Source organism: Leptospiraceae bacterium (genome assembly GCA_016708435.1).
GTDB lineage: Bacteria > Spirochaetota > Leptospiria > Leptospirales > Leptospiraceae > UBA2033.
The window spans coordinates 1-11,217 of sequence record JADJFV010000027.1 but is presented as its reverse complement, the minus strand read 5'-3'; the positions used below and the strand labels follow the sequence as shown (position 1 = coordinate 11,217).

13 protein-coding genes and 2 pseudogenes are annotated in these 11,217 nt (G+C 31.5%); 8 read left to right on the top strand and 7 right to left on the bottom strand.

Going from position 1 to position 11,217, the window contains the following annotated elements; translation table 11 throughout:
• Window positions 1-100: 100 nt before the first annotated feature.
• The 6 genes and pseudogenes from IPH52_18865 to IPH52_18840 all read right to left on the bottom strand — a co-directional run bounded on the left by IPH52_18865 (window position 101) and on the right by IPH52_18840 (window position 3,065).
• A complete protein-coding gene (locus IPH52_18865; GenBank protein MBK7057067.1) occupies window positions 101-370 on the bottom strand; it encodes a hypothetical protein in 270 nt (89 codons plus the stop codon).
• 8 nt (window positions 371-378) lie between these two features.
• On the bottom strand, window positions 379-756 hold the full coding sequence (locus tag IPH52_18860; GenBank protein ID MBK7057066.1) for a hypothetical protein: 378 nt from the start codon (window positions 754-756) through the stop codon (window positions 379-381).
• Window positions 757-1,705 (bottom strand): annotated as a pseudogene (locus tag IPH52_18855) (ATP-binding protein).
• A 374-nt stretch (window positions 1,706-2,079) separates the two neighbouring features.
• Window positions 2,080-2,484, bottom strand: coding sequence for a hypothetical protein (locus IPH52_18850; GenBank protein MBK7057065.1), 405 nt, complete (start codon window positions 2,482-2,484; stop codon window positions 2,080-2,082).
• Window positions 2,485-2,587: 103 nt separating this feature from the next.
• The gene (locus IPH52_18845) at window positions 2,588-2,734 is read right to left on the bottom strand and encodes a hypothetical protein (GenBank protein MBK7057064.1); all 147 of its coding nucleotides are present in this window, start codon (window positions 2,732-2,734) and stop codon (window positions 2,588-2,590) included.
• A complete protein-coding gene (locus tag IPH52_18840) occupies window positions 2,724-3,065 on the bottom strand; it encodes a hypothetical protein (protein MBK7057063.1) in 342 nt (113 codons plus the stop codon). Before IPH52_18840 ends, IPH52_18845 begins: the two co-directional genes overlap by 11 nt.
• 427 nt (window positions 3,066-3,492) lie before the next feature.
• On the opposite strand from IPH52_18840, the pseudogene IPH52_18835 reads away from it, so the two are divergent.
• From IPH52_18835 to IPH52_18815, 5 genes and pseudogenes are all read left to right on the top strand, one after another.
• Window positions 3,493-4,163 (top strand): annotated as a pseudogene (locus tag IPH52_18835) (ParA family protein).
• Between the two features lie 1,099 nt (window positions 4,164-5,262).
• Window positions 5,263-5,427, top strand: a complete 165-nt coding sequence (locus tag IPH52_18830; GenBank protein MBK7057062.1) for a hypothetical protein — start codon at window positions 5,263-5,265, stop codon at window positions 5,425-5,427.
• Window positions 5,424-6,050 (top strand): hypothetical protein, encoded by a 627-nt coding sequence (locus IPH52_18825; protein ID MBK7057061.1) that lies wholly within the window; start codon window positions 5,424-5,426, stop codon window positions 6,048-6,050. The genes IPH52_18830 and IPH52_18825 overlap by 4 nt, the downstream gene beginning before the upstream one ends.
• A 229-nt stretch (window positions 6,051-6,279) precedes the next feature.
• Window positions 6,280-6,561, top strand: coding sequence for a hypothetical protein (locus IPH52_18820; GenBank protein MBK7057060.1), 282 nt, complete (start codon window positions 6,280-6,282; stop codon window positions 6,559-6,561).
• Window positions 6,562-8,161: 1,600 nt separating this feature from the next.
• Window positions 8,162-8,329 carry a hypothetical protein gene (locus IPH52_18815; GenBank protein ID MBK7057059.1) on the top strand — a complete coding sequence of 56 codons (168 nt, stop codon included), beginning with the start codon at window positions 8,162-8,164 and terminating at the stop codon, window positions 8,327-8,329.
• A 36-nt stretch (window positions 8,330-8,365) separates the two neighbouring features.
• Here the strand turns inward: IPH52_18815 and IPH52_18810 are convergent, their stop codons facing one another.
• Complete coding sequence (locus IPH52_18810; protein ID MBK7057058.1) at window positions 8,366-8,692, bottom strand: hypothetical protein; 327 nt, start codon at window positions 8,690-8,692, stop codon at window positions 8,366-8,368.
• Between the two features lie 705 nt (window positions 8,693-9,397).
• On the opposite strand from IPH52_18810, the gene IPH52_18805 reads away from it, so the two are divergent.
• The 3 genes from IPH52_18805 to IPH52_18795 all read left to right on the top strand — a co-directional run bounded on the left by IPH52_18805 (window position 9,398) and on the right by IPH52_18795 (window position 11,139).
• The gene (locus tag IPH52_18805; protein ID MBK7057057.1) at window positions 9,398-9,580 is read left to right on the top strand and encodes a hypothetical protein; all 183 of its coding nucleotides are present in this window, start codon (window positions 9,398-9,400) and stop codon (window positions 9,578-9,580) included.
• Between the two features lie 274 nt (window positions 9,581-9,854).
• Window positions 9,855-10,133 (top strand): hypothetical protein, encoded by a 279-nt coding sequence (locus IPH52_18800; GenBank protein MBK7057056.1) that lies wholly within the window; start codon window positions 9,855-9,857, stop codon window positions 10,131-10,133.
• Window positions 10,134-10,614: 481 nt separating this feature from the next.
• Window positions 10,615-11,139 (top strand): hypothetical protein, encoded by a 525-nt coding sequence (locus IPH52_18795; GenBank protein MBK7057055.1) that lies wholly within the window; start codon window positions 10,615-10,617, stop codon window positions 11,137-11,139.
• Window positions 11,140-11,217: the final 78 nt, after the last annotated feature.

Here is an 11,217-nt window from a genome sequence, read left to right as displayed (position 1 = left end):
AAAACTATCTCCGAAATCAATATATCCTGTTAAAATTTTTCCTTCGTATATATCATTCAATACTAGATTTTCCAAATCACGTTGTCTTTTAAAGGAAATTTCATCCCTTTCCATCTCTAATTTCTTTTTCTTCTTGCCATTTAGTAAGTTTAGAATTATACTTGTTATCCGTTTCTCCTTTTTTCCTAGCAGGAAATTTTGATATATAAAGATTACATGATATACCTAAATCTACAACGTAATTTCCCTGTTTCTGAAATAGAGTTCCATTTACTGAGTAGACTTTCTGATAGAATATTTTCAAGTCTCCAACTCTTACCTGTTTCAATTTCCCATAGTTGAGCAGCCTGATTTTGCTTCTTGCTTTCATTTAAAATTTTAGAATTTTTCCTTGAGGCTAATCAACTGTAAATCCTCACCAACTGAGGATCCTATGATAACTCCGTCATCCTCAATAGATATTATTTCAATTCCAAATGATCGTAGCGAATCCATATCCATTTTATCAGAATCAATTTTTAGAAATAAAGGGATTGCTTCCGGTAATGGAGGTAAACTAGCATCTACTCGTTCATTAAGTTGATTAGCCCAATCATCAATAATTTGATTAGCCTGATTTAATAAATTATTTCCATGCGCACTTCTATTATTGAGATTGCCTGTAGTAATTGGAGATTTTTTTCCACCGCCGCCCCTGGGAGGCTTGTACGTTGCGTCAAGACTTTGCTTTATTCTAAGATGCGGAAAATTTGCCATTTATTTTCCTGTATCTTTATTCTCTTCTATTGCCTTTAATATATGAGACTCGTTAACCGGTAATTCTTGTTTTAACACTGCTTCTTTGGAAGCATCCTGAGCTATCTTTACAACAATAGCAGCAGAGTATCCATTTAGTTTATTTGCAATTATTTTCCAATCTATCTTGTTAGATATTTTAATAGAAGACAATGTAGATTTTAATAACTGGTGAATTTCTTTTTCTGATGGACGAGGAATTTCTATTACATCATCAAACCTTCTAAATAATGCATTATCGAGACTATTTTCAACATTCGTAGTAGCTATTAAGATACCAGGAGATGCATATTCTTCCATCAGGTGCAAAAGAATATTTACGATTCTATGCATTTCACCTACATCATTATTGCTTTCTCTTTTCTTTCCAATATAATCGAATTCGTCTAGAAGAAGAACACATGGATAGTCAGCAATAGAATCAAAAAGACCTCTTAGATTTCCAGCAGACTCTCCAAGAAATGATGATAAGATAGCTTCAAATCGAACTTTTAAAAAAGGCAATCCTAAATTCCATGCAATTCGTTCTGCGCTCATACTTTTTCCGCAACCAGGATGACCATAAATAACATTTTTTTTTCTTGGCTTCAATCCAAAAAGAGCCAGACGTTCTCTACCAGCATATTCTCCTCTATTCTTCTAATTTTTTTCTCGACTGTTGGAGGTAAGATCATATGATGAGCGAAGCCTTCCCTATCTACATATTTTGCGAGAGGAATTTTATAACGTCTATCTGTAGGGATGTCATGTAAAGGTACAACTTTACCTTTTGGCTTACTAACTTCGTAAGCTAGTCTCTTCTTAAGAATTATCTCCAAATCATCCGCTAAAATTGAATGTCCTTTTTTCTTTCATCAGATATAATTTCTTGTGCAACTCTCGAACAATTTCCAGGTTTTTCTGGAGGCATAGTTTTAAACAATCGTTTTAATAAACTTTATTCATAATAAAACCTCTTTTATGAAATTATAGAATACGAATGCAAAATTAAAAAAATTTTAATCATTTTTTAGACTCAATTGGTTATTTTTTTGATCTAATTAGCAATTTAGCAGACCCTTTATTTTTTTGGAAACAATTTATCTTTAAATACTTTATGATATATTGCTATTCTCGGATTTGTATAAACACTACTGTAGTCATTCCCAGGAAAGCAAACATTTTTTAGTTAGGCTAAAAGAAACAAATTAGTATAAAAGTTCAGTTTTTTGAACAATTCTCGACTTCTGATTTGATCCCACTAACCAGAAGTCGAATCCCCTACTCTATTGCACTTTTAAATTTTCATATTGCATATTTAGATTCTTTTTTATCCTGGATATGCTGAATTGTAACTAGATTGGAATCTAGCTCTTTATCGAAAACAAGCTGTAAAATTTTAAATGTTGTATCAGTAACAGACTTACCCTTCCCTCTTAACAACGTATTCAATTTCTTATTCTGTATGAATCCGGCAGGACTATATAAATTTGAAGAAAGATCCGCATTTAATTCCCTTCGATAAGCAAACGAATTCAGTTTAAGAATCTTGATAAGTCTTAAATAATTATCTACAATATTACTGGACTTAAAAACAATTAATCTATCTGCATTTTGTTCTTTTGCATATTGTAGAATGACATTTGGATTTTCAAAGGTATGCTGAATATGATAACTAAGAATGTTCCGATATTCTATACAATCTATCATACTTTTTTATACTGGACTATGAAATCAGGCTTCAATAAATCTTCGCGATATACCGAAGGAAAATCCTATTATCATCATACTTCTTTAAATTATAAGTGAAAAATCAAAAAGAAGATTCAGATGAAAAATCAACTGTTTCATCTTTCATTTTCTTAATGTATTCATTTAGATTAATCGGAATTAACTTCTTGAGAAGAATAAAAATTATCCCAGAAACTTCCGTATTCTCTATAAATATATTATTCCTCACTAAAAAGCCCCTTAATCCAACTGAGTAATGATGATGCTCGCATCGAATTATCTCTTTTAGGTTGTAAATTCAATGATACTTTTTTAAAGCCTTGAGATGCTTGATTAATGTCATTGGCGCTATCAGATTTATCTACTCTCCAATCTGAGCCTAATCCAACTCCTTCGTAAATATTTATATGTGCCTGAGCAAAATCTACATTTTCCGAATCAATGGTTTTATCTTTTATTGTTTCAGTCATCTCATTATTTCTCTCAGTAAACTTCTCACGCGCTTCTTTGAAATCATAATAATCTTTCGCGTTTTTATCGTTTTTGCTAAATAATTCCATTGCTCACCTCAAAATAATAATTTTAGATACCAAACTCAAGTTCTTTTAACTAAATTAATAAAGAAAAAGAATTTTGTAAACATAAATATTTGCTTAACGAGAATTTATAAAACCCAATGCATAATTTGACGTGGTGAATTTCACCACGTCAAATTATTTATGTTTCGATCTAATCAACAAGAAAATCCTTTACTATATATGTAATGTCCCGATTCATATTTCATAGGATAAGAAAATAAAAGCATAAAATCTTTTAGCTCAAGGCAATTTTACATAACATTTAAAATTAGTTCCTATTAGGAAATAGAAATCAATTAAATAATACTTAAATGTTTTAAGGAAAAGATTTGATGATTGAAGATTTAAAATCAGACTACCAACTAGCAAATGAAACAACTTTTATAAAATCTTCGCAAAAGGAATGCTCATGAAAATAATCTCAATCATAAATCAAAAAGGTGGGTCAGGGAAAACGACAACCGTTTCGCTTTTTGCAAAATCTTTATGTAATGATGGAAAGAAAGTTTTAATCATTGATACTGATCCGCAAGGTGGAATTTCTTCTCTTTACTCAGATACCGATAAGCAAGCTGGACTTTATGATATTTTGATAGTCTCTGGTAGACTCCAAAATAGATATTATCCCGAGTGACTATAGATTGGACAAAAATATTTTCAACCGTTGCTCCGTATTCCTTACAAAACTCGTTAAAGGATTTCGCGAAAGGCTATGATTTTGTTTTAATAGACACTCCACCAACTCTTCAAGGGATTACAAGAGCTTCTATTTTTTTCTCTAATGAAATTTTTGTTCCTTGCGAAATTTCTAAGCAATCTTATAAACCAACAATATATACTTTGGAATCTATAAAAGAAAATAAAAAAAAAGGAAAAGTAGTTTTCATCGGATGGAAAGATCCAGAAGACAAAAATGGATTTCAGAATAACCTTTCTAGAACTTTTAATGAAACCTTTAAAAAAGATTTAATAGGAGTTATTCCAAAGAACATTTCAACACTTTCATTTTCTTGTGAGAATAAAAAACCTAGTGCCACAATAATCGAAAATATCATTACCCCAATCTTAGGATTTATATAATGGAAGAAACTGGTAGACAGGAATGAAAGCAAAAATATTTTCTATTAGCGAGGTTACAAGAGACACAAAAACTCATGGTCAATTTCTAGCATTGACGGAGAAAGGTTAGAAAATTTCATTAAGAAAGAAGGGCTTAGAGACCCTGTGAAAGTTTACAAGAAGGAAATAAATTTTTCCTTCTTGCAGGGTGGAATCGACTCGAAATTTTCAAAAAAATAAATGGTGAAGATGCGGTAATACCAAGTGTTATTTTAGAAGGTACTAAAGAGGAATATAAAGAATTCACAATAAATGATAATCTAGAACGGAGACATTTTACAAAAGAACAAAAATACGCGTTAATAAATTACTTTTTAAAAAAAGATCCAACACAATCGGACAGGCATATAGCTAGTAGAACTAAGGTCGATAAAAATACCGTAAGCAAAAAAAGAAAAGAGCTTTTAACACGTGGGGAAATTCACCACGTCGAGAAGAAGGATTCAAAAGGCAGGAGAATAGGTGAAAAAACCAAAAAAAATAATTCGAGCCGACTTCCATTGATAAGAAAGCCAATGACACCAAGTTAAAAGCCAGATTAAAAGAAATAAACTCTGAAATCAAACATTTAAGCAAAGAGAAAAAAGATATTGAGAAAAAATTAAAAATTGTGACAAAAAAGATTTAATTCTTCTTGAAACTACATGCTATTTTTGCCAATATCCTATAACTTTTCTTTTAATATTGATTGCAAATATTTGTACATCATGAAGAGTATACAAATATAGAGAATGTGTTAACATAATAATCATTCCCTATAGAAAGCAATAATGTTGCTTTACCACTTGCAAAACAAACCCAGTAACTTTGGTCGGTTGCTGGGTTTTTCTTTTTTTACAGCTCTTCCTGAAAAAAATTTTTACATTTAATAAGACATAATATCAAAATGCATTGAGGTATGATTTCCTAAGATCCTTATCATACCTTATGACTCGACCAAATATAGTCATGCAAGGTAAAGCCTAAAATCAAACTTTAGCCTGAACCTCAAAGGACAAAAATATAAAGAGAGAAGGGCTAATGTATTCAAAAATTCTTATCTAAAAATATAAACTCATAGATGATTTGTTTACATGGCTTAATAGTTTCCATGTATGCAAATACAAAAAAGAAAGTAATATACGGAGTGTTCACATATAGAAAAAGAACCGGTGAATTAAAATCTAATCTCAGTGTAGTAGGGGTAGTTTCATTTATCTCCCTTTTAAAAGAGGTGAATGTATGAGGATAACTATATTCAATCCTATCAGTTTTAAAAAGCTATGCCCTGGAGAAAATATTTACCGGTTATACAAGACGGTTTCCTTACCAAATGAATTGTTGCAATTTATGGATTGCCTTGTCTCTGTTTCTTATTTCACTAATGTAAGAAATGGAAAGGTGAATCATAATGAAAGTGAGATTGGATTTAAAATTTTACTTTCTGTTCTACCTGGACGTAATGTAGAATATTTTCAGGGTTCCTGGTTGTCAGTTGGAAATCTTTCCTATTACTGCAATGGCTACTCGGAGAAATCAATCCGTAAAGGAGCTGAGTGGTTAGTTAAGAAAGGACTTTTTAAAAAAAGATCCGTAGCAAATAACAAAACCGAATTCCAGGTAAACTATACCCCTTGCACGTACGAAGAAATAGCAAAAGATATTGCGAGACAAATTGAAAATGATGTTAAGAAAGAAGACATTGTTTTTAAAGGGATTCGTTATCTGACTACGACCGAATACAAAAAGAGAATGATAGTAAGGCGATTGGAAATTTTATCATTCCTTTTTTCTTCCATCTGCAAAAGGCAGAGAAGTAGAAGGGGATTGTTTTCGATTACGTCAGAAATCCGATCTTTGATTCTCTAGACGGAAATACTCTCAGAGTAATCTTACAGCTCGCTTACAAGATGCATTACAACATCGGAAGAAAACACACCCGAAACCGGAATTAAAATAGAACCCTGATGAAGCTTGCGGGCTTTCGAAAAACAAAGTTATGAAAGCTCTCGACTTCCTAAAAGAAGGAAACTATTTAAGAGTATATAAGGTAAGAAGAAATTCAAGGGTATATCTTTTCAATTTCAAGGCATACCGAATGGCTAAAGTAAGAAAGCAATTAGACCAAAGAAGAAGAAAACGTATCCATAGACCAATAGCAATCCATGCCAGTTTTACCATACCTAGACAATTAGTACAATCCAGTTTGACTGTCTCCGAGGAAGCGGTTTTACCGTCTCAGGACTTGTATAATAAAAATCTTATCTTAACAAAAGTACAAGAAATTAATAAAGATAGGGTAGGGATAGAGAGTTTAGAATTAAGTTCAAAAGAAGAGACTCCAGAAACTAACTTCCATGATAAAATGAAGAAAGATTGACTGTCTGATTTCAGAAACCTGCTTATTACATATACTCAGTTTAACGAACTAAACACTTACTTGGAAGATATGGTCAAGAAAGGGGAAAAAATAATGTCTAAAACTGCATTAATTGAACGGTACAACGAATTAACGCGTGTACTCGTTAAAGTGGGCTAATGCAAAGACAAAACCTCTTAAAACGAACGGTACAAAAGATTTTGAGGCTTTAGATAGCTTAGTTTTTTGGGTAAGGGCTTATCTGGATGTAGTAGGGGAGCTTGTTGTATGATTAAATAATGAAACAAATTAGTCCTTGATTAATCTTTTAAAAGAATTGAGTAAAAGGTATTAAAGCGTTTTGTAAAATGGCAACCTATTTTACAGCCAAATTTACAGATTTTTTACAGGAATTTTACTAAAAATTTACTGAAAGTTTGCTCTGTAAATTACAGAAAATAAAAAGAGAGTCCGACTTTGAAATTTTCCAGAAGAGAATGCCTAGAAACCGATGTTTCAATGTGTTTTATGATTGGAAATAAATTTCTAGGAAGTTGAAACTTTACTGAATTTTACTGCCATTTACAGAATACTCGCAGTTTATGATTTTTGGGTTATAAAATGTTCAAAACTAGGAAATTTTTATAAATGAGATAGCCATTTAGGCAAAACCTGTCTCCTAGATATAAAAGGTTTTTCGGTTTAAGATCACTTTATAATAGTCCATGCGTTCTTAAAAAATAAATTTTACGAGATTTCGCGAATCCTGACGTGAATTCCACGCTTTTTGACGTGTGAGTTCACACAAATCTCACGCGTGAACTCACGAAAGTTCGACGTGAGCCACGCGTAAAAAATGAAAGGAGTAGTAGGGGCGTATAAGTGTAAGTTACAAAAGGTCTAGGTATATTTAAAAAAAGAATTTTGAGAGAGTTTGCAAATCATTACATGAATTTCTCATAATTTTACATGTAAATTTACAAAAATTTACAAATTTTTGCATGTGACTTTATAAAATTTTACATTATAAAATCACATGTAAAAGATATACTGGAGAGATTGAAATAGGTGAAACCAAGAATGCCTAGAAACCTATGCTGTAACGCATTTTAAAAATTGAAATAAATAATTTCCAAATGCTAACTTTACGGAATTTTACATTTATTTACGCTATACTCACGGTTTATGAATTTTGGATTATAAAAAAGGAAAAATCTCGAAATAAATAATTTCAATCATCCGGTTACATCCCATATTCCACGAAAAGAAACAAATGGTTACACATAGCTTTTGGATTCAATGTAGCCAGAAAGCTGTGATGGAAATCGGAAATAGGAAAAGGCATAGCTCAAATTTAGGAGGTCAATTGATCTTTATTTGAGCTTTCTCTGAAGTCATTTTGAGCTAGCTCAATGAGGTGGTCAAATCCAGTATAGGAAGAAAGTGACTGGGTTTATAAAATGCTATGAAAAAGATTTTCAAATTGTTTAAGAAATAATTTTGCAGATATTAAAATCAAATTTGACCAGGTGAATCACCCAAAGTTCACCCAAAACTCACCAAAAGTTCAGCGGGTGAATGACCAGTCAAATGAATAAGCCAGTTAGAGGAAAATTACAAAATGATATGGCTAGAAACCTACCTTTTAAAGCATTCTACAGAGGCTAAGAAAAAATTCAAAAAAGCTAATTCAACCAAATTTCACCGAGAATCACGAGAAAGCTCACGGTTTACGAAATTCAAATCAAAGCTTCATTTTTGCAGAAATTTCAAAAAGACAGAAACTTAATCTTTCATAGAATCGAGGACCTTCTTAATTTGCTTTTTATTCTCCTGTATAGCCTCTTTGATCTTTTCGATTCCTTCCTGGTATTTTTTGAAATTTTGTTTCTCGTTTAAAGCGAACATCATCTAGAAACCGGAATAAGGCTTTCTTCTCATTCTTATTTAATGATTCGCCTTTTTTAAAAAATCGTCTATGGAGGCTAATAATGTCTTTGTGCTCAACTCTCTTTTCCTGTCTCAATTTTTCTGAGACAGCCTCTGCATCTAAAGACCTTTTTTCAGTAATGAGTTCAATTGCTTCCGTGAGCATTCCAACAGATTTGGTTGGAGTATTGATTAAAGAATCCCAATACTTATTTATTTTCATATAGTAGTTTGACCTCAGATTTTTTTCTTTCTAAAATCCCTCCAATTTTTTTTGCGAGTAGAAGATGGTTTCTAGCATTTTCTAAAAACTTTAAATGAAGTGTTTCAATCTCTTTTACGATTTCATCTTTGTCTTTGGAAACACGACTTGGTATAAAAAGGAACTAATTCTGGTTTACTGCGAGACGGTTTTTCTTTTTTAATCATGAATATCTAACTTAAATAATTTTGCATTTCACTTTCTTGAATAAAACAACAACTGCAATCTTTTCGATAATCAATCTAGAGGGAATAAAAGTTTTTCAAGACATGTAAGAAATAAATTTAATAAAATTCAAAATTTAATTTGAGCAAATTGAGCGGTCAATTGACCGAATTTTGACCGAAACTTGACCGGATTTGACCGCTCAATTGAGTGAGTAAGTGACCGCTCAAATAAATATTTCGATAAGAGGAGAATCAGAAAATGATATGTCGAGAAACCTACCTTTTAACGCATTCTAGAGAGGGTAAAATGAAATAGAAAAAGTCTAATTCGACCAAATTTGATCGAGAATCGAGCCAAAGCTCTCAGTTTGCGATTTTGAAATAAAATGTTTTATTCGTAACGAAATATTCAATTCTTCCACCGCAAGAATATTCCAAGTTTGGAAATTTCTTCTTTTATTAATTTAATTCTAAAAATAGAATGATTTCAGAGATAGACATGGAACTTTTTAAAAGAGATAAATCAGCAGATGAGTATTATGAATATAAGAAGTCACGGGAGAACTTTACCAAGTCAAATAATAAAATGACTAGAACGATAAAGGATCGGGTGATTGACGACCAGAATGTAAATTATGGCGAAGTTCATACAGAATATATAAAGAAACTGGACTCGGAGTAGGGTGGTCTATTGAAAAAAATATGGATGCTGAAGAAATTGATACAGCATCTAATGGATTTGATACCGTAACACACGGATTAAAAAATTATAAAAGCAAAAGTATTTTTTCTTTCGGTTTGATTGAAAAAATAAAATCATTCTTTGAGTAAAACAATGTTTATCCCCGACTCTGAACTAGAAGGTTTTGTATATATTCTGATTAAAGGCATTGCTCCTTTAGAAATAGAAGAATTTTCCAGAATGGTTATTTCCGAAAAGAACGGTTAAGGATGAATTGTCGTATCTTTTTTATAAATACAATATGAAAAGAGTCGAACAAAAGAATGAGTATCCAGCGATTCATCCTTTTGATATAACCGAAAATTTCTTAGAGAAGTATAAGACTCGATTCAAAAGATTAAGTGCAATAGCTCCTGGTTGCTGTCATTATACAATCAAACATACCACTGAACTAATAAATCAAATTAAAGAATATGCAAAGAAAAATAAAAATGAACGTCTCATTATCTTTCGTGTATATAACCTGGTAGAAGAATATTTTAGAAGCCGTTAAGATTTTTAAATTAAATTCATTTCTCTATCAGAGAGATATTAATCCTAGAATAGCGACTAATGCATATTCTGGATCGAGGATTTATTGTGAAAAGCCTGGATAAACTTTTAAAGGAAAGGCAAAGCAGTAAATGATTCTACTTTTAAAGTTGTGGAACTTGTATTCGACAAAGAATTCGAATCAAACTTAACTGTTATCAGTATTAATGGATATTATTACAGCTCATAAGTTTTGCTCAAATAATCGGAAATCAATTCTTAAAAGTAAAGAATGCGGTTGTTTTTACTGTTTGGAACTTTTTTTCTCTAAAGAAATTGTTTTTGGCGTAGTTATAAAGATGGAGTAGGAGAGTCAGCACTTTGTCCAAGGTGTAGAATTAATTCTGTTATTGGCGATGCAGATCTAAAATTTGATATTTCATTTTTAGAAAAAATGCATGAGCATTGGTTTCTGAGATAAATAAATTTATCATTTATGACTCATGCGTAACTCTATTTTTAAATTAGAAGTCGTGACCTACGAAGGAATAGTCAAGTATCCGAAAGAATTGGATTTCGATCATTTAGGCTATTTTCGTAATCCGTTACAAGCGGAAAGATTCATGAAAGAATTAAAATCAAATCCAGTTTGGAAATCGTTATACTCTCTAGAGAAAAATCCGAAAGATCAAACATCTATCTTGTTCTTTAAATTAGCCGAATATAGTGTAGATAGAAAAAACGAGATTGTTTTATCTACAAGAATTTATGGGAAGGATCTAAATTTGTATCATTCAAGATTGAAAGCAGAAAATTTGCCATTTACCGGAAGAAAAGAAAGCGAAATCTTTTTTAGAAAAGGTGATATTATCGAATTCATTCAAAGTAATGGTCTTCATATTGGTATAATAGGGGAAGCTCCCTGGACTAGAGAACAATTGAAAAAGATTATGAAGGAAAGAAAATGGAAAACGAACTTAACTGATCAAGTAGATGATTGTTATTATGTGCTGTATGGAAAAGGATAAGTTTTCTCATGCTCATCCTCCAACTTATTTTGTTTTTAAACCGACTGGAAACGTTAGCCAGAAGGTTCAAAAAATGCT